The organism is Lichenicoccus sp. (assembly GCF_965276875.1).
Taxonomy (GTDB): Bacteria; Pseudomonadota; Alphaproteobacteria; order Acetobacterales; family Acetobacteraceae; genus Lichenicoccus.
In genome coordinates this window covers 1,955,198-1,972,674 of the sequence record NZ_OZ255701.1, presented here as the reverse complement: position 1 = coordinate 1,972,674, position 17,477 = coordinate 1,955,198, and the positions used below count along the sequence as shown (strand labels likewise).

Genomic DNA, 17,477 nt, shown 5'->3' with positions numbered 1-17,477 from the left:
GAATGCAAGACCAACCAAGACTTCATATCGAGGGGCTAGCTGCCAGCGGCGTGGCGGAGTTAAGCGAAGACCAGGTGCATTATCTCGGTCATGTGCTGCGTCGCGCGCCTGGCGACGAGGTCAAGGCGTTCAATGCGAGCGACGGGGAGTGGCTTGCCCGCATCGACAGCCTGCCTCGCCGCGGTGTCGGGCGGCTTGCCCTAGTCCGCCAGCTGCGGGCGCCGGCGCCCGAGGCGGGTCCGATCCTGCTGTTCGCGCCGGTCAAGCGTGACGCCACGGAGCTGATCGTGCGCATGGCGACGGAGCTTGGGGTGGTGGCATTGTGGCCGGTGTTGACGGCGCGGACCAATGCCGCGCGGGTGCGGATTGACCGGCTGGCCGCGATTGCGGTCGAGGCGGCAGAGCAGTGTGAGCGGCTGAGCGTGCCCGAGGTGGCGGCGCCGCGTGGCCTGGCGAGGGTGCTCTCGGACTGGCCGGCGGACCGCACGTTGTGTGTCGCGATCGAGCGCGCGGAGGGGGGTGGGGCGGCACGTGGCGATGCGGTGCTGATCGGCCCCGAGGGCGGCTTCACGCCGGCGGAGCTTGACGTGCTGCATGGCCATCCCTTTGTTACGCCGATCTCGCTGGGGTCGCGCATCCTGCGGGCGGAGACGGCCGCGGTGGCGGCCCTTGTCTGCCTGCAGGGTGCGCGCGAGCAGTGGGGTGCTACGACCCCATAGGCCGGCGGAACCCGATGTCGAACCCAGGTGACCAGGACGCCACGCCGATCGAGGGGACGGCGCAGCTCGCCGCCCATCTGGCGCTGGGTTGCAAGCCGGCGGATGGCTGGCGTATCGGCACCGAGCACGAGAAGTTCGGGTTCCGACGCGACGATCTCTTGCCGCCCCCATTCGCGCCGGACGGGATCGAGGCGATGCTGTCCGGCATGGCGCGCGGCGCCGAGGGGCAGTGGGCGCCGATCAACGATCATGACGCGCTGATCGGCCTCAAGGGGATTGGACCGCAAGCCGGCGGCTCGATCTCGCTGGAGCCGGCGGGCCAGTTCGAGCTGTCCGGCGCGCCGCTGCGCAGCGTGCATGAGACGGCGGCCGAGATGGCGGTGCATTTCGCTGCCGTGCGGCAGGTGGCAGGGGCGCTCGGGCTGGGATTTGCGCCGCTCGGCTTTCATCCCACCGCGATACCAGCGCAAATGCCGTGGATGCCGAAAAGCCGGTATGCGATCATGCGTCGTTATATGACCCGGGTGGGCACGCGCGGGCTCGACATGATGCAGCGGACCTGCACGGTGCAGGTCAATCTCGATTATGCCTCGGAGGCGGACATGCGGCGCAAGCTGCAGGTGGCGCTCAGCCTGCAGCCGGTCGCCACGGCCTTGTTCGCCAACTCGCCGTTCGTTGAAGGCCAGCCCACTGGGTTGCTGTCGAACCGGGCGCAGGTCTGGACTGACGTGGATCGCGCCCGCGCCGGCATGCCGCCGGTCTTCTTCGAGGAGGGCTTTGGTTTTGAGCGCTTCGTCGACTGGGCGTTGGATGTGCCGATGTATTTCGCCAGTCGCGAGGGCGGCCTGATCGACGCCGCGGGGCTGTCGTTCCGGCGCTGGATGGCGGGCGACGAGCCCCGGCTCGCGGGCCTGGTCGCGACGTTGGGCGATTTCGACGAGCATCTGACGACGATCTTCACCGATGTGCGGCTGAAGCGGTTTTTGGAGATGCGCGGGGCAGACGCCGGCAATCCGGCGATGATGGCGGCGCAGTCGGCACTCTGGGTGGGCTTGCTCTATGACGAGGCGGCGCTGGCGGCGGCAAACGCGCTGGTGCGGCGGCATCCGTGGCAGGCGTATGTGGGCTTGCGCGGGATGGTGCCGGCGCAGGGGCTGGCGGTGCGTTGGGAGGCTGGCACGCTGCGCGATCTGGCGCGCGATCTGGTCGAGATCGCGGCTGGGGGCCTGCGTGCCCGCGGCATGATTGATGCCGCCGGCGTGGACGAGCGGTGTTATCTCGAGCCGTTGCGCGAGATTGCGTCCGGCGGTCCGACCCAGGCGGAGCACTGGTTGTCGCGCTATCACGGCGCCTGGAGGCAGGATGTCGCGCGTATCTGGGCGGAAGCCGAGATCTAGCCTAGGATTGTCTCTCCTCTCTTGTGGGGCACGCAATGGGCAACTCGGCCCTCTATGAGTCCGATTTCTACGCCTGGGCCAATGAGCAGGCCGGATTGCTGCGCGCGGGCAGGCTCTCCGACGCGGACATCGCCCATATCGCCGAGGAAATCGAGACGATGGGCAGGACCGAGAAGCGTGAGTTGATCAGCCGGCTCAAGGTGCTGATGATGCATCTGCTCAAGTGGCAGTCGCAGCCCATCGGGCGCGGCAACAGCTGGCGGCTGACGATCGAGGAACAGCGCCGCGAGGTGAGCGATCATCTGGCGGACAATCCCAGCCTGAAGGCGCGTCTCACCGAGACGATCGCGAGCGCCTACGGCGGTGCCATCCTTGCGGCGGCGCGGGAGACCAATCTTGCGCGCGAGAGCTTCCCTGCCGTCTGCCCCTGGTCGTTCGAGCAGATGATGGCCGAGGACTTCTGGCCGCAGTCCTGACGGCCAACGCGGATCAGAAGGTGGCTGCATTCGTCAAGCTGCGGCTGCTGGCGACGTCCGACCTGCACATGTTCATCTACGACTACGACTACTACGCCGGCCGGCAGGACGATACCGTTGGCCTCGGCAAGGTTGCCACCTTGCTGCGACAGGCCCGCGGCGAGGCGCGCAACAGCCTGCTGTTCGATAACGGTGATATCCTCCAGGGCAATCCGCTCGGCGATTTCATGGCGCTGCCAGGTCGCCCGCGCGCCGACCATCCGATGATCCGGGCGATGAACCGGCTCGGCTACGACGCCGCGACGTTCGGCAACCACGAGTTCAACTATGGCCTCGACGTGCTGGGCGAGGCGCTGGGCTCGGCGTGCTTTCCGTTCGTCTGCGCCAATATCGAGACTATCGATGGCGGCCGCTGGGCGCCCCCGACGACGGTGTTGCAGCGGGAGGTCATCGACGAGGCCGGGCTGCCGCGGACGCTGCGGATCGGCGTGATCGGTCTGGTGACGCCGCAGATCATGGTCTGGGACAAGGCCAGGCTGGAGGCGCATATCCGGACCATCGACATCGTCGAGGCGGCGGCCAGGCATTTGCCGGCGCTGCGAGCAGCGAGCGACGTGGTGGTGGCGCTGAGCCATTCCGGCATCTCCGCCGCTCCGCACGAGCCGGGAGCGGAGAATGCTTCACTGCCGCTCGCGGCCTTGCCGGGCATCGACGTGGTCATTTGCGGGCATGCGCATCGGGTGTTCCCAGGCGATTATGCCGGGCTCGCGAACGTCGATTCGGAGCGCGGCACGCTGGCCGGCAAGCCCGCGGTGATGCCCGGATTCTGGGGCAGCCATCTGGGGGTGATCGACCTCGCGCTTTGGCGCGACGGCGCGGGCTGGCGGATCGAGGATTTCGCCGTCGAGGCGCGACCGATCTACCGACGCCAGGGTCGGCGCACGGTCCCGCTCGCGGACGGCGACGCGCGCGTGCTGGCGTCGGTGGCGCCCGAGCACCGGGCCACCCTGCGCTGGATGGAACAACCGGTCGGCCACACGACCCGGCCGATCGACAGCTTCTTCGCCCTGGTCGGCGGCGATGTTTCGCTGCCGCTGGTGAACGCCGCACAGCTTTGGTACGCGCGGCCGCTGCTCGAGGCGACCCGCTTCGCCGACCTGCCGGTGCTGTCGGCGGCGTCGCCGTTCAAGTCGGGCGGCCAGGGTGCGAACGCCTATGTCGACATCCCGGCGGGCCCGCTGACGATGCGCGCGATCGCCAGCCTGTACATGTTCGTCAACACCGTCTGCGCGGTGCTGGTCACCGGCGCGCTGCTGCGCGAGTGGCTGGAGCGGGCCTGTGTCGTCTTCAACCGGATCGATCCCGGCGGCGGCGCCCCGCAGCCGCTGCGCGCCGCCGATGTGCCGAGCTACATGTTCGACGTGATCTCCGGCCTGACCTACGCCATCGACCTGACCCAGCCGGCGCGCTACGACCTGGACGGGGTCCTGTGCGCACCGGCGTCGCACCGGATCGTCGATCTGCGCCATCAGGGCCGGCCGGTGGACCCGGCGCAGGCGTTCATCGTCGTCACCAACAACTATCGCGCCAATGGTGGCGGCCGCTTTCCCGGCACCGGCGCCGGTCGGGTCGTCCTCGCCGCCCCCGACCTGACCCGCGACGTGCTGGTGCGCTACGTGACCCGGCACACGCCGCTGACCCCCAGGGCGGAGCCGGTCTGGCGCTTCACCAGGCCCGCGCGACCGGTGCGCCTGGTGTTCGACGGCAACGCCGACACCGCACGTCACCTCGGCTCGCATCCCGGCGTGACGCGGATCGGCGAGACCGCCGACGGCACCGTCCGCTACGGCTTCACCTTGGGCTGAGCGGCAGTGCAAGCACCGGACATGCAAGCACTGGGACCCCTGCGCATCGCCAACGGCGAGGTGATCATCTATCGGCTGTTCGAGGCGGCTTACGCGATCGAGCTCGCCCAGGCGGAAGCGATCTGGCGCGACCGTGCGGGCCTCGCCGGCGCACGCAAGCGCCTGCAAGCCACCCCGGCCAAGGCCGTCGCCTACGACGTACCGCCGCTGGTGCTCAGCCTCGAGACGGTCACTCTGACCCTCGCCGACGGGCCGGTTACGACCGCGGTCAGCGCTAGGCTGTATGATTTCGGGGTGATCACGGTGGCGCTGCGCATCGCCGCGCGCGACGTGGATTGGGCGGGCTTCGCTGCGTTGCTCAACGCCGTCAACGACATGGCCGGGTCGGACAAGGCGCTCTGGGACAGTCTGATCGGTCAGCTTGTCGGGCTGTTGCGCCCGTCGCTGGTGCGTCCGGCGGCGGCGATGCTCGAAGAGGACTACATCGTGGGCCTGGTGCGTGCCTTCGACCGGCCGGTGCTGGCGACCGAGATCCAGGCGCTCGACCTGGTGCCGTTGCTATCGGGCGAGCGCATGGCGCTGTCGCCGGGCGCGCGCCAGGATCTGCTGCGCAACAGCTTCTCCTATTATACCGACGACCTCGCGGTGCTGACCTGGGACCGTGCCTTCCTCTATGAGCCGCGAGGCGATTCCGACGTCATCGACGTACTCGAGGTGGCCAACGCCCAGTTGCTCGAGATGCGCTACTATGACGAGCTGCTCGACGACGAACTGCCGAGCATGTACGACCTGGTCGAGACCACACGGCGCAGCGCCGGGATCGGTTCGTCACGTCGATTCTCGCAGCTCGCCCGCCGCCTCTATGCTTTGGTCGCGGAGGTCACCGAGCTGACCGAGAAGGTCGACAACGCGCTGCAGGTGACCGAGGATGTCTATCTGGCGCGCATCTACAGCGCCGCCCTTGATCTGTTTCGGGTCGGCACGGTCAGTGCCGCGGTCGACCGCAAGCTCGCCATCATCCGCGACACCTATGCGGCTCTCTACGAGGAAGCTTCAAGCGGGCGCGCCGCCGCGATGGAGCTGGCGATCGTGGTGCTGATCGTGGTGGAAATCGTGCTTGCGCTTCTCCATCGCTGAGAATGAAGGGTCCCGTGCCCGGCCGCTGCCGAGCAGCCGTTCGACTTCACCGAGGGGCCGGCTCGATCTCAGAGGCATGGCATCCAGCTTCTTAAGCGGGTGGTTGTCCACCAACGAGCTTCGGTTGCGCCCGCCAGTCCTCGGGATACAGTTTTTGCAGCGCCTCGACCTTCGGGATGTCGTTGAAGGCGATGTAGGGGGCGTCGGGATGCAGCGCCAGATAGTTCTGGTGGTAGTGCTCCGCCGGATAGAAGCCGCCGAGCGGGTCGACGCGGGTGACAATCCGGGCGGAGAAGGCGTGCGCCTGGTCGAGCTGGGCGATGTAGGCGCGCGCGACCTTCGCCTGCTCCGGGCTGTTGGTCCAGATTTCGGAGCGGTATTGCGAGCCGGTATCGGGGCCCTGGCCGCCCACCTGGGTCGGATCGAGGGCCACCGAGAAGAAGATTTGCAGGATCTGGCCATAGGTGATCTGGCTTGGGTCGTAAGTGACCTTGACCGACTCCGCGTGGCCAGTGGTGCCGGTGCTGACCGTCTCGTAGTCGGCGGTGTCGGCCTTGCCGCCGGTATAGCCGGAGAGGGCTTCGCGCACGCCCTTGACGTGCTCGAATACGCCCTGCACGCCCCAGAAGCAGCCGCCTGACAATACCACGGATTGCAGGCCAGCGGGTGCTGGCGGCTGCGTGAGCTTGGGCGCCGGCAGCATGCGTGGAGCTTCGTCTGCGTGAAGGCGGGGCCCGGCGAGCAGAAGCCCGCCCGCGAGCAGGGGCGCCAGCATCGCGAGTTGCGTGATTCGCTTCATGCCACGGCTCCCGGGACGAAGTGTAGAGCGACCCCATTCATGCAATAGCGCAGCCCGGTAGGCTTGGGTCCGTCATCGAACACGTGGCCGAGATGGCCCCCGCAGTTGGCGCAATGCACCTCGGTGCGCTCCATGCCCAGGCTGCCGTCGGCGCTGCGCTGCACCGCGTTCGGCAGCGGCGCGTAGAACGAGGGCCAGCCAGTATGACTGTCGTACTTGGTCTTCGAGGAATAGAGCTTCTGGCCGCAGCCGACGCAATCGTAGCGTCCGGGCTTGTAGTTCATGTCCAGCCGGCTGGAGAACGGCATCTCGGTGCCCGCTTGCCGGAGGATTTCGAACTGCTCGGGTGTGAGCCGGGCGCGCCATTGCGCCTGGGTCAAGCGGAACGGCGGCGCCGGCAGCGCGGTGGCCGGCCAGGACCAGGCAGCGGCGCTGACGCCCAGGCCAGCGGCGGTCGCCAACAGCATTCGGCGCGTTGTCATGGGTCTCACTCTCCAAAGTCCCTCATGGAGTACACGGGCGCCGGGAACCGGCGGATGCAGGCACAAACAGATATTCGGCGGCGCACGGACGGAGGTTACACGAACCGTTCAGGCAAGAGCGATGGTACGGGCGAACAGCGCCTGCAACCAGGTGATCGCGGCGAGCAACAAGGCCGGATCGTAGCGCGGCCCCTCATCGCGCAGGAACGCGTGCGCGGCTTCCACCTCATGCCACTCATAGCGTGCGCCCGCTTCTTCGAGCCGCTCGCGCAGCAATTGTCGCCCGGCGAACGGCACATGTGGGTCGTGGCGACCCCAGACGAACAGCGTATCGGCGCTGAGTTCGCCGATGCGCGCGAGGCTGTCGTCCTGCTTCGTTGCGCCAAGCGTGCCGGAGTGCAGGTCGGTCGCATAAAAGCAGGCAGCGGCGCGGACGCGCGGATCGAGGGCGGCGCGAAAAGCGAGATGGCCGCCGAGACAGACGCCCATGCTGGCGAGCCGGCCGGAACAGGCCGGATGCTCCTCCAGGAATGACAGAGCGGCGCGGGCGTCATCATCGAACGCGGCGATGGGCTTGGTGTATTTCAGCGCATTGCCGCGTTCGGTGCCGGCGGGATCGTAGGCGAGGGCGGTGCCGGCGGTCTCGTATTCGTGATAGATCTCCGGCACTGCAACGACGTGTCCGAGGCCGGCCACGAATGCGGCGAGCCGGCGGATCGGGTCGGTGACCTGATAGATTTCCGAGAACAACACCACGCCGCCGAAGTGCCCGGGCAGCGCCGGCCGCACTACATGCAGCCGCATTGAGCCGGTTGGTGTCGCCACATCGGCGACCTCGTCGCTCCTGATGATCATTCATTTGTCTCCAAAAGCGGAAACCGAAGCTTAATCTCTTTGGCGCATGCTGCCTGGACAACATTTCTGGGCGTGGGTGCGGTGGACATACGGTGGGAGACACTCGACGAGACCAACCAGCTGGCGTTGGCGCGGGCGGCGCTGGACCGGGCGATCAACATTGTCGCCAGTCGCGCCGAGGCGCTGGCAGACGAGATGGCGCAAGGCACCGTCGCCGATCAGGGCGGCGTTGATGCCTTGCGCCTGTTCGCCAGCCTCACCCGCTGCGCCAGCGAAATGCGTGGCGCGCTGTTCGCCCAGATGTCACACGGGCAGGTGGGCCATAGCTGACGCCATGGCCCGGTCGGATCAGCCCTGGTCGTTCTGGTCCGAGCCGCCGGGAGACACCGCGACGAACAGGCTCTGGCCGTCGCGCAGGATGCGAAGGGCCACTGTTTTGTCGTGGCTCAGCGCGGTGTGCACGTCATTGACTGCCTCATGCGGTGAGGCAACGGAATGGTCGCCCACACCCACGATGATGTCGCCGGGCCGAATCCCGGCCTGATCGGCGGGCGAGTCGGGCTTGACGGTCTGCACTACGGCGCCGCGCACGCTGTCATCGACACCGAGTTGCTGGCGCAGATCATCGGTAAGTGCTGCAAGCCCGACGCCGATCGATTCGTGGCTGTTCGACTCCTCGTTGCCGGATCCCGATTGCGACCCCGAATTCTCGCCGAGCTTGACGATCGACGCGGTGAGCGTCTCGTCCTTGCCGTTGCGCAGGACTGAGAGCTTGGCTTTGCTTCCGGGAGCGACGCCAGCGATGTCGACCGCCAGTTCGCGCGGGTTCTTGATTCTCGTGCCGTTGACCGCGGTGATCACATCGCCCGGCTTGACTCCGGCATTCTGGGCCGGAGATTTGGATGTGACGTCAGCGACCAGTGCGCCGTTTGGCGGATTGCCGATCGAGTTCGGCAGCGCCAATGCCTTCGCCATGGCTGGCGTGATCTCCTGTGCCGTCACGCCCAGAAACCCGCGGGTGACCTTACCATGCGCCTTGAGTTGCGCCACGATCTCACGGACGGTGTTGGATGGGATCGCGAACCCGATGCCGACGGAGCCGCCCGTAGGGGTGATGATCGCGGTGTTGACGCCGACCACCTTGCCGTTCTGGGTGAAGAGTGGGCCGCCCGAGTTGCCGCGATTAATCGGCGCGTCGACCTGCAGGAAGGAGTCGTAGGGACCGTCGCCGATGTTGCGGCCGAGTGCCGAGACGATGCCCGCCGTGACAGTACCGCCCAGACCGAACGGGTTGCCGACAGCCACGACCCATTCGCCAGGCTCGACATCGGCGGAGTTGCCGAGCTGGATGAAGGGGAACTCTTCGGCGCGCTTGATGTGCAGCAGGGCAAGGTCGGTGCGCGCATCGGTGCCCACGATCTTTGCCGGCAGGGTGGTGCCGTCACTCAGGGTCACGGTGACCGACTTGGCGTCCTTAACGACGTGATTGTTGGTGACGACGTCACCGTCCGCGGAAATGATAAAGCCCGAGCCGCGCGCCTCAATGACCTGATGCGGGTTGGCTTGGGGCATCTGGAACGGGAAGCCGAACGGAAAGGGCATCTGTTGCTGGCCACCCTGCATGCCGCCTCCGCCTTGCATGCCGCCCCCGCCGCCCTGCTCGTCCTCGAGCGCGCCTGGCTTGAGGATCGACGTGATCGAAACCACCGCGGGCGTGACCTGCTTGACGAGGCCAACGAAGTTCGGCAGCTGCCCGGACTTCATCTGCGGGGTGATCGCACCGCTTTGAGCCGCGTTGCCTTGCGCGAAAGCTGGGCGCGTGTCGAAGCTGCCGGCGGTGAAACCACCCAAGGTCGAGCCGGCCACGAGGACGGCGACCAGTGCGGCACGACCCGAGCGGCGTCCGGCGCGGCTGGAAACCGTGGCGGGCATCGGAGTGTCGGAACCAGACTTCATTGGCATGATTTTCCTGTTCATCGGCATGCGGGTTTGAATAAGGTAGATAGGGGCTATATGGGCCGGTGCGCCGCACCGCAGCACTACGCGCCGATGAAACCTTGGTTAGCCGCGCCGGTTTTCGAAAAATTCCCGCAGCAGTGCCGCGGACTCAGCCTCCCGTACGCCGCCGCTGACGATCGGCCGGTGCAGGCAGCCTGGTTGCGCGAACAGCCGCGGGCCATGCTCGACGCCGCCTCCCTTGGCGTCGTAGGCGCCAAAGACGAGTCGCGCAATCCGGAAATGCGACGCCGCCCCGGCGCACATTGGGCATGGCTCGAGGCTTGCCACCAAGGTGCAGCCGGCAAGCCGCGGGCTGCCGATGCGCGCCGCGGCCGCGCGCATGGCAAGCAGTTCGGCATGGGCGGAGGCGTCATGCAGCGCCTGTATCTGGTTGCCGGCGCTGGCCAGGAGGGTGCCATCCGGGGCCAGCACCGCGGCTCCCACTGGAACTTCGCCGCGCACTGACGCCGCCCGCGCCTGCTCCAGGGCCAGCGCCATCGGAAACCGCACGATCTGACCTGCCTGTTCATCCATTCCGGCCGCTCCCAACAACCCGTTTCCGCCCGGGCGAGTTTTGCCCTAGCTACAGCCGCATGACATCCTTGCGGCCAATGATCGGCGTTACCCTGGACAGCGAAGCGTCCGGCTCCGGCTATTCCGCCTACCCCTGGTATGCTCTGCGCGAGAACTACATGGACAGCATCGCCGATGCCGGCGGTCTGCCGGTGGCATTGGCGCATCATGCGGCACGCGCCGATGACTTGATCGAACGCCTCGACGGCCTGGTGGTCACCGGGGGCGCCTTCGATGTGGATCCCGCGCTCTATGGCGGCGGTGCCGCCCACGAAACTATCAGTCTCAAGGCCGCCCGCACGGCGGCCGAACTTGCTTTGCTGCGCGCGGCCCTCGCACGCGACCTGCCGACGTTGGGGATCTGCGGCGGCCAGCAGCTGCTGGCGGTGGCATTCGGCGGCAGCCTGATCCAGCATATTCCGGACGAACTGCCGGATGCCCTGCCGCACGAACAGCCGAACCCGCGCCATCAGCCGGGGCATGTGGTCAGCGTGCTGCCGGGCACGACGCTGCACCGCATCGTCGGCGCCGAGACGATGCAGGTGAATTCATCGCACCATCAAGCGGTGCGCGATCCCGGACGCGCAAGGATCAACGCCCGCGCGCCGGACGGCGTCATCGAGGGCATCGAGGACCCAAGCTTGCGGTTCTGTCTCGGGCTGCAATGGCATCCGGAGTTCCTGATCGATCCGGGTGACGCGCGCGTGTTCGAGGCGCTGGTGGAGGCGGCGACGCGCCGATGAGCCCGCAAGCCGAAGAGTCACGCGGCGAACGCATTGCGAAATGGCTGGCCCGCGCGGGTGTCGCCAGCAGACGGGATGCCGAGAAGATGCTCGAGCAGTCGCGGGTCGTGCTGAACAACAATGTCGTCAGCCACCCGGCGAGCTTCGTGCAGCCGGGCGACCTCGTGCTGGTCGATGGCAGTCCGGTCGAGCCGCCGGATCGCGCCCGGCTGTGGCGCTACCACAAGCCGGACGGCCTGGTCACCACGCATCGCGATCCACAGGGCAGGGCGACGGTGTTTGCCTCCCTGCCGCCCGGCCTGCCGCGGGTAGTCAGCATCGGCCGGCTCGATCTGAACAGCGAGGGCCTGCTTTTGCTGACCAATGACGGCGGCCTGGCGCGGCGCCTCGAATTGCCGGCCAACGGCTGGCTCCGGCGCTACCGGGTGCGCGTGTTCGGCGTCGTCGACGAGCGGCAACTGGCGGCGTTGAGCGAGGGTCCAACGATCGAGGGCGTGCGCTACGGTCCGATCGAGGCCGGTCTGGACGGCCGCAAGGGCGACAATGCCTGGCTCACCGTGGCTTTGCGGGAAGGCCGCAACCGGGAAATCCGGCGTGTCATGGCGAGCCTGAACCTGCATGTCTCGCGCCTGATCCGCACGGCCTACGGCCCATTTCCGCTCGGATCGCTCGGGCGCAGGGAGCTGGAGGAGGTGCCGGGCAAGGTGCTGCGCGAGCAGATCGCAGGCCTCGGCCCGGCGCCACGTCGCTGAGTGCCCGTGCGTATTGTCGCCGGCACCTGGCGCGGACGCCCGCTCGTGACAACCAAATCAGCATCGACGCGGCCGACCGCCGACCGGGTCCGCCAAGCCCTATTCGACATGCTCACCCATGCGCCATGGTCGGTCCCCTGGCCTGACTGCACCGTCCTGGATGCCTTTGCCGGCACCGGCGCACTTGGCCTGGAGGCGCTGTCGCGTGGCGCGCCCAACGCGGCGTTTTTCGAGACCGATCCGGCCGCGCGGCACTGTCTGCACGCCAATATCGAAGCACTCGGTGCCTCGGCGCGCTCGATCGTGGGCGTGGATTCGACCCGGCCGTCGCCGCCAGGACCGCATGGTGCGCGCAGCTTGGTGCTTCTCGACCCACCCTATCGTCAGGACCTGATTGCTCGCGCGCTGCCGGCGTTGCGGCATAGCGGCTGGATTGCGGCCGGCGCCCTCATCGTCGCCGAGACAGCGCGAGACGAAGACCCGCCGGTTCCCCCGGACACCCTCCTCGCCGAGCGCCACCATGGTGCCGCACGGCTCTCGGTATGGCGGCTCGGCAGCCTGTAGATTGTTTCACGTGAAACATAGCCGGGGCTCTTGCCTTAGATTGCGCTCAAACCGGTGGCGGGTTGCGCTCGGCGAAGCTGGCCTGGTGCCAGTACGGGTAGGGTATGGTCACGGCGCTCGCCGCATCCAGGGACGCAACCTGCGCGGCGGTGAGGTTCCAGCCCACGGCGCCGAGGTTCTGGCGAAGCTGCTCCTCGTTGCGGGCGCCGACGATGACGTTGGCCACGGTCGGGCGCTGCAACACCCAGTTGAGCGCGATCTGCGGCACGGTCTTACCGGTCTCGTCGGCGATGCGGTCGATCGCCTCGACCACGGTAAAGACGTGCTCGTCCGGCACCGGCGGTCCCATGGCGGCGGTCTTGTGCAGCCGCGAGCCCTCGGGCAGCGGCTGGCCGCGACGGATTTTGCCGGTGAGCCGGCCCCAGCCGAGCGGACTCCAGACAACGGCGCCGACACCCTGCTCAATGCCGAGCGGCATCAACTCCCACTCGTAGTCGCGACCGACCAGGGAATAGTACGCCTGGTGCGCCACATAGCGGGTCAGGTTATGGCGCTCCGAGAGGCTCAGCGCCTTCATCAGGTGCCAACCGGACCAGTTCGAGACCCCGATATAGCGGATCTTACCAGCGCGGACGAGATCGTCGAGCGCGGTCAGGGTCTCCTCGGCCGGCGTCCTGGCGTCGTAGCCATGCAACTGGAACAGGTCGATATGGTCGGTGCCAAGCCGCTTGAGCGCACGCTCGGCCGCCTCGATCAGGTGGAAGCGCGAGGAACCGACATCGTTCGGCCCGTCGCCGGCGCGGAAGGTCGCCTTGGTCGAGATGATGACCTTGTCGCGTCGCCCCTGGATTGCCCCGGCGAGCACCTCCTCGGCGGCACCTGCCGAATAGATGTCGGCGCTGTCGAACATGTTCAACCCGGCCTCGAGGCAGATATCCACCAGCCGGGTGGCGCCCTTGACGTCGGTGTCGCCCCAGGCGCGGAAGAACTCGTTGCTGCCGCCGAAGGTGCCGGTGCCGAGGCTGAGCACCGGCACCCTGAAGCCGGAGCGGCCGAGATATCTCTGTTCCATGCGACACTCCTCGCTTTTCGATACCCCGGCATGACGCGCCGCCTGGCGGATGGTTCGCCGTAAGACACTTTCGGATAAGGTGCGGACCATGACTGACGAGCCAGACCCTCTGCCCACAACCCGACGAGGTGTCTGCCTGGTGCTGTCCGCGCCCTCCGGGGCCGGCAAGAGCACCATCGCCGAGGCGCTGTGTGCGACCGAGCCGGAGCTGAAGCATTCGGTCAGCGTCACCACGCGGCCTTCGCGTGCTGGCGAGGTCGAAGGCGTGCATTATTTTTTCCGCACGCGCGAGGAATTCGACGCAATGGCGCAAGGTGGTGCGCTGCTGGAATGGGCGGACGTGTTCGGCCGCGGCTACGGCACGCCGCGCGCTCCGGTCGAGGACTGGCTCGCCGCCGGCCACGACATGGTGTTCGACATCGACTGGCAGGGCCACCGGCAGATGCGTGCGGCATTGCCCGAGGACGTCGTCGGTCTGTTCGTGTTGCCGCCTTCGCTCGATGTGCTTGAGCAGCGGCTGCGCACGCGTGCCTCCGACGATCCGCAGGAGATCGGCAGACGGATGCGCGCGGCCCGCGACGAGGTCGCGCACTGGGACGAGTTCGACCATGTGATCGTCAATAGCGAGCTCGACCGCTCGGTGCGCGAGGCGCGCGCGGTGCTGCACGCGGCCCGGCTGCGCACGCCGCGCCAGCACCCCGTCCGCCGATTGGTGGCGAGCTTTGGGGCATGATGGACTTTTCGGCGATTTCCGTGCTGTGCGTCGGCGACGTGATGCTCGACCGCTTCGTCTATGGCGAGATGGAGCGGATTTCGCCCGAAGCCCCGGTCGGCGTGCTGCGCCTGACACGAACACGCGAGATGGCCGGCGGGGTTGGGAACGTCGCCAGCAACATCCTCTCACTCGGCGGCCGCGCGGTGCTGGTCGGGCTGCTCGGCGAGGATACGGCCGGGACGGCGCTGCGGGCGATCATCGCGGCCCAGGGCTGCGCCGTCTCCGGGCTGGTGGCAACGCCTGCGCGACCGACGATTTGCAAGACCCGCCTCATCGCCGCCCATCAGCAGGTGGTGCGCACCGACGAGGAGAGCCGGCTGGCGCTGCAAGCCGACGAGGAGCGCGCGCTGATCGCGGCCATCGACGAGCATATCGGCGGCGCGGCGGTTCTGGTACTGTCGGATTACGGCAAGGGGGTCTGCGGGCCGCGCGTGATCGCCCACGCGATCGCTCGTGCTGCGGCGCGGGGCATTGCGGTGTTCGTCGACCCGAAGAGCCAGGACTTCTCGCGCTATCAGGGTGCCACCTGCATTACGCCCAACGCCCGCGAGCTGGCCGCCGCCGCCGGCCTGCCGGCCGAGGATGAGGAGCAGGTCACCGAGGCGGCGCGTCGGGTAATGCGGCAGTCCGGTGCGAGCGCCATCCTGGCGACCCGCTCGGAGAAGGGCATGATGCTGGTCGAGCGAGACGGCGCGGTGCTGTCGGTGCCGGCGCGGGCGCGCGAGGTGTTCGACGTGTCCGGCGCCGGCGACACGGTGATCGCGGCCCTTGCCTTGGCGCATGGCGGCGGCCGGTCAATGGCGCAGGCGATGCGGATCGCCAACGCCGCGGCCGGCGTGGTGGTCGGCAAGCTCGGCACCGCCACCGCCGACATCGTCGAGGTGATGCAGGAGCTCGATCTGCTCGACCGGCAGTTCGGCGAGCACCCGGGCCCGATGGTGCTGGCGACCGTGTCCCATGCACAAAGCCTGCGCGCACGCTGGAAGGCGCAGGGGCTGCGGGTCGGCTTCACCAACGGCTGCTTTGACATCCTCCATTCCGGCCATGTGGCGCTGCTGGCGGCAGCGCGCGCGGAATGCGACCGCCTGGTGGTGGCGCTGAACACCGACGACAGCGTGCGCCGGCTGAAGGGTGCCGGCCGCCCGATCAACCGGGTATCGGCGCGCGCCGAGGTGATCGCGGCGATCCGGCACGTCGATTGCGTCGTCTGCTTCGACGAGGACACACCACTCGACCTGATCCGCGCGCTGCTGCCCGACGTGCTGGTCAAAGGGGCTGACTACGCGCCAGGCGAGGTGGTGGGCGCCGACTTGGTGCAGGAAGCCGGCGGCAAGCTGGTGCTGGCGCCGCTGGTGGCCGAGCAATCCACCACCGCGGCGATTGCGCGAATCCGCTCTGCCCCAGACCCAACCCAGTGAATTAAAGGATTGCAAAGGCTTGCCTTTGCCGGTGTCCAGAGGCAGAGCCTTTGGCCTTGCTTAGCCCCAGCTTCCCCGCAATCCACAGGCTAAGGGAGGCTGGTGAGAAGCGCCCCAGGGTCTAGGGTGGGCGCGTGAACCAGATCGAACCCAAAGGCATATTCGGCCTCTCGCAAAGGCTGCCGCCGTCCAATGCGCAGGCTGAGCAGGCGTTGCTTGGCGCGTTGCTCGCCAACAACAAGGCCTATGACCGGGTCAGCGAGTTTCTCGCACCCGAGCATTTCGCCGATGCGCTGCATGGCCGCATCTTCCAGGCGATCACGCGCCGCGTCGAGGCGGGGCAGCTCGCCGATGCAGTGACCTTGCGCGCCGAATTCGAGCATTCCGGACTGCTCGACGAGGTCGGGGGTGCCGCCTATCTCGGGCAGTTGCTGACGGCGATGGTCGGCATCATCAATGCCGGCGAGTATGGCCGTGCCATTCACGATGCCTGGCTGCGACGGCAGTTGATCGATATCGGCGAGACCGTGGTCAACAACGCGTTCGGCGCCGAGCCGGAGCTGGACGGCGCAAAGCAGATCGAGGCGGGCGAGGAGGCACTGTTCAAGCTTGCCACCGATCGTGGCCAGGATGGCGGCTTCATCACCTTCGAGCGTGCGCTCACCGATGCCATCACCATCGCCGAGCGCGCCTTTCACCGTTCAGGCGCGGTTGCCGGCCTGACCACCGGCCTGCGCGACCTCGACAAAAAAACGGGTGGAATGCACGCCTCCGACCTGCTGATCCTGGCCGGCCGGCCCGGCATGGGCAAGAGCGCGCTGGCCATGAAGATCGCGTTTGGCGCCGCGCGCGCGCTGATGGCGGAGTCGCAGGCGAAGGGGGCCGAGACCAAGGGGTCCGTTGCGATCTTCTCGCTGGAGATGAGCGCCGAGCAGCTCGCGACCCGTCTGCTGTCCGAGGAGAGCCGCGTCTCCGGCGAGCGGATACGCCGCGGCGAGATCGGCCAGCGCGAGTTCGACCGCTTCATCCAGGTCTCGCGCGAGCTGGCCAGCCTGCCGCTGCATATCGACGACACCCCGGCGCTCACGTTGTCGGCGATGCGCACCCGCTGCCGCAGGCTGGCCCGCACCAAGGGGCTGAGCCTGGTGGTGGTGGACTACCTGCAACTGATGCGGCCCACGGTCGGCACACGCCCGGAGAGCCGGGTGCAGGAGGTGAGCCAAATCACCCAGGGGCTTAAGGCGATCGCCAAGGAGCTGGAGGTGCCGGTCCTGGCGCTGAGCCAGCTGTCTCGCTCGGTGGAGAGCCGCGAGGATAAGCGGCCGCAGCTCTCGGACCTGCGCGAGTCAGGCTCGATCGAGCAGGACGCGGACGCGGTGATGTTCATCTATCGCGACGAGTACTACCTGCAACAGCGCGCCCCCAAGCAGATGGCCTATGACAGTGAGGACAAGTACCAGACCGCATTGGACAAGTGGCAGCGCGACATGGAGCAGGTGCACAACAAGGCGGAGCTGCTGCTGGAGAAGCAGCGGCACGGCCCGACCGGCAAGCTAGATCTGTATTTCGAGGGGGAGTTTTTCCGCTTCACCGACATCGATCTGGTGCACGAAAGCATCAGAGGCTGATTACCGACGGCGGAGCAGCGTGCCGAGCCCCATGCCGATGCCGAACGCCACCCGCAGCGCACCAAGCGGGCGCGTCCTGCCTTGCACCGCAATGCGCTCGAGCACGCCTTCCGCCGCCCCGAAAGCATTGGCGCAGGCCGGGATGACTTCGAGATCGATAAACTGCCTCCACGCCGGCGGCGCTGGCGGCTGTTCAAGCATGTAGTCCTTGCCGACCATGGCGC

The 17,477-nt window shown here is 67.6% G+C and carries 19 protein-coding genes; 12 read left to right on the top strand and 7 right to left on the bottom strand.

Annotated features, from left to right (window positions below; translation table 11 throughout):
* Nucleotides 1-2 precede the first annotated feature (2 nt).
* The 5 genes from ACQY4K_RS09530 to ACQY4K_RS09510 are packed head-to-tail and all read left to right on the top strand — an operon-like array spanning nucleotide 3 to nucleotide 5,594.
* Nucleotides 3-719 carry a 16S rRNA (uracil(1498)-N(3))-methyltransferase gene (locus tag ACQY4K_RS09530; RefSeq protein WP_428395539.1) on the top strand — a complete coding sequence of 239 codons (717 nt, stop codon included), beginning with the start codon at nucleotides 3-5 and terminating at the stop codon, nucleotides 717-719.
* Nucleotides 720-733: 14 nt separating this feature from the next.
* Entirely contained in the window at nucleotides 734-2,116 is a 1,383-nt protein-coding gene (locus ACQY4K_RS09525) for a glutamate--cysteine ligase (RefSeq protein ID WP_428395537.1), read from the top strand.
* A gap of 35 nt (nucleotides 2,117-2,151) precedes the next feature.
* On the top strand, nucleotides 2,152-2,592 hold the full coding sequence (locus ACQY4K_RS09520) for a DUF29 domain-containing protein (RefSeq protein ID WP_428395536.1): 441 nt from the start codon (nucleotides 2,152-2,154) through the stop codon (nucleotides 2,590-2,592).
* A gap of 20 nt (nucleotides 2,593-2,612) precedes the next feature.
* On the top strand, nucleotides 2,613-4,457 hold the full coding sequence (locus tag ACQY4K_RS09515) for a bifunctional 2',3'-cyclic-nucleotide 2'-phosphodiesterase/3'-nucleotidase (protein WP_428395534.1): 1,845 nt from the start codon (nucleotides 2,613-2,615) through the stop codon (nucleotides 4,455-4,457).
* 21 nt (nucleotides 4,458-4,478) lie between these two features.
* Nucleotides 4,479-5,594 (top strand): hypothetical protein, encoded by a 1,116-nt coding sequence (locus ACQY4K_RS09510; protein ID WP_428395532.1) that lies wholly within the window; start codon nucleotides 4,479-4,481, stop codon nucleotides 5,592-5,594.
* A 91-nt stretch (nucleotides 5,595-5,685) separates the two neighbouring features.
* On the opposite strand, the gene msrA is transcribed toward ACQY4K_RS09510, so the two are convergent.
* The 3 genes from msrA to ACQY4K_RS09495 all read right to left on the bottom strand — a co-directional run bounded on the left by msrA (nucleotide 5,686) and on the right by ACQY4K_RS09495 (nucleotide 7,730).
* Nucleotides 5,686-6,393 (bottom strand): peptide-methionine (S)-S-oxide reductase MsrA, encoded by a 708-nt coding sequence (msrA, locus tag ACQY4K_RS09505; protein WP_428395530.1) that lies wholly within the window; start codon nucleotides 6,391-6,393, stop codon nucleotides 5,686-5,688.
* Nucleotides 6,390-6,875 carry a peptide-methionine (R)-S-oxide reductase MsrB gene (gene msrB, locus ACQY4K_RS09500; RefSeq protein ID WP_428395528.1) on the bottom strand — a complete coding sequence of 162 codons (486 nt, stop codon included), beginning with the start codon at nucleotides 6,873-6,875 and terminating at the stop codon, nucleotides 6,390-6,392. Before msrB ends, msrA begins: the two co-directional genes overlap by 4 nt.
* A 108-nt stretch (nucleotides 6,876-6,983) precedes the next feature.
* On the bottom strand, nucleotides 6,984-7,730 hold the full coding sequence (locus tag ACQY4K_RS09495; protein ID WP_428395526.1) for a dienelactone hydrolase family protein: 747 nt from the start codon (nucleotides 7,728-7,730) through the stop codon (nucleotides 6,984-6,986).
* Nucleotides 7,731-7,811: 81 nt separating this feature from the next.
* On the opposite strand from ACQY4K_RS09495, the gene ACQY4K_RS09490 reads away from it, so the two are divergent.
* The gene (locus ACQY4K_RS09490) at nucleotides 7,812-8,060 is read left to right on the top strand and encodes a hypothetical protein (RefSeq protein WP_428395524.1); all 249 of its coding nucleotides are present in this window, start codon (nucleotides 7,812-7,814) and stop codon (nucleotides 8,058-8,060) included.
* A gap of 18 nt (nucleotides 8,061-8,078) precedes the next feature.
* Here ACQY4K_RS09490 and ACQY4K_RS09485 read toward each other — a convergent pair whose 3' ends face one another.
* Nucleotides 8,079-9,662 carry a Do family serine endopeptidase gene (locus tag ACQY4K_RS09485; protein ID WP_428396044.1) on the bottom strand — a complete coding sequence of 528 codons (1,584 nt, stop codon included), beginning with the start codon at nucleotides 9,660-9,662 and terminating at the stop codon, nucleotides 8,079-8,081.
* Nucleotides 9,663-9,791: 129 nt separating this feature from the next.
* Nucleotides 9,792-10,262 (bottom strand): nucleoside deaminase, encoded by a 471-nt coding sequence (locus ACQY4K_RS09480; protein ID WP_428395522.1) that lies wholly within the window; start codon nucleotides 10,260-10,262, stop codon nucleotides 9,792-9,794.
* A 59-nt stretch (nucleotides 10,263-10,321) separates the two neighbouring features.
* Between ACQY4K_RS09480 and ACQY4K_RS09475 the strand changes: the two genes are divergently transcribed.
* The 3 genes from ACQY4K_RS09475 to rsmD are packed head-to-tail and all read left to right on the top strand — an operon-like array spanning nucleotide 10,322 to nucleotide 12,360.
* Nucleotides 10,322-11,044 (top strand): gamma-glutamyl-gamma-aminobutyrate hydrolase family protein, encoded by a 723-nt coding sequence (locus ACQY4K_RS09475; RefSeq protein ID WP_428395520.1) that lies wholly within the window; start codon nucleotides 10,322-10,324, stop codon nucleotides 11,042-11,044.
* Nucleotides 11,041-11,796 carry a pseudouridine synthase gene (locus ACQY4K_RS09470; protein ID WP_428395518.1) on the top strand — a complete coding sequence of 252 codons (756 nt, stop codon included), beginning with the start codon at nucleotides 11,041-11,043 and terminating at the stop codon, nucleotides 11,794-11,796. The genes ACQY4K_RS09475 and ACQY4K_RS09470 overlap by 4 nt, the downstream gene beginning before the upstream one ends.
* Nucleotides 11,797-11,802: 6 nt before the next feature.
* Nucleotides 11,803-12,360 (top strand): 16S rRNA (guanine(966)-N(2))-methyltransferase RsmD, encoded by a 558-nt coding sequence (gene rsmD, locus ACQY4K_RS09465; RefSeq protein ID WP_428395516.1) that lies wholly within the window; start codon nucleotides 11,803-11,805, stop codon nucleotides 12,358-12,360.
* A gap of 46 nt (nucleotides 12,361-12,406) precedes the next feature.
* On the opposite strand, the gene ACQY4K_RS09460 is transcribed toward rsmD, so the two are convergent.
* Nucleotides 12,407-13,432, bottom strand: a complete 1,026-nt coding sequence (locus tag ACQY4K_RS09460; RefSeq protein WP_428395514.1) for an aldo/keto reductase — start codon at nucleotides 13,430-13,432, stop codon at nucleotides 12,407-12,409.
* An 88-nt stretch (nucleotides 13,433-13,520) separates the two neighbouring features.
* On the opposite strand from ACQY4K_RS09460, the gene gmk reads away from it, so the two are divergent.
* From gmk to ACQY4K_RS09445, 3 genes are all read left to right on the top strand, one after another.
* Nucleotides 13,521-14,165, top strand: a complete 645-nt coding sequence (gene gmk, locus ACQY4K_RS09455; protein ID WP_428395512.1) for a guanylate kinase — start codon at nucleotides 13,521-13,523, stop codon at nucleotides 14,163-14,165.
* Nucleotides 14,165-15,625, top strand: coding sequence for a D-glycero-beta-D-manno-heptose-7-phosphate kinase (gene rfaE1 / locus ACQY4K_RS09450; protein WP_428396042.1), 1,461 nt, complete (start codon nucleotides 14,165-14,167; stop codon nucleotides 15,623-15,625). The genes gmk and rfaE1 overlap by 1 nt, the downstream gene beginning before the upstream one ends.
* 134 nt (nucleotides 15,626-15,759) lie before the next feature.
* Nucleotides 15,760-17,253 carry a replicative DNA helicase gene (locus ACQY4K_RS09445; protein ID WP_428395510.1) on the top strand — a complete coding sequence of 498 codons (1,494 nt, stop codon included), beginning with the start codon at nucleotides 15,760-15,762 and terminating at the stop codon, nucleotides 17,251-17,253.
* Here the strand turns inward: ACQY4K_RS09445 and ACQY4K_RS09440 are convergent, their stop codons facing one another.
* Nucleotides 17,254-17,472, bottom strand: coding sequence for a hypothetical protein (locus tag ACQY4K_RS09440; protein WP_428395508.1), 219 nt, complete (start codon nucleotides 17,470-17,472; stop codon nucleotides 17,254-17,256).
* Nucleotides 17,473-17,477: the final 5 nt, after the last annotated feature.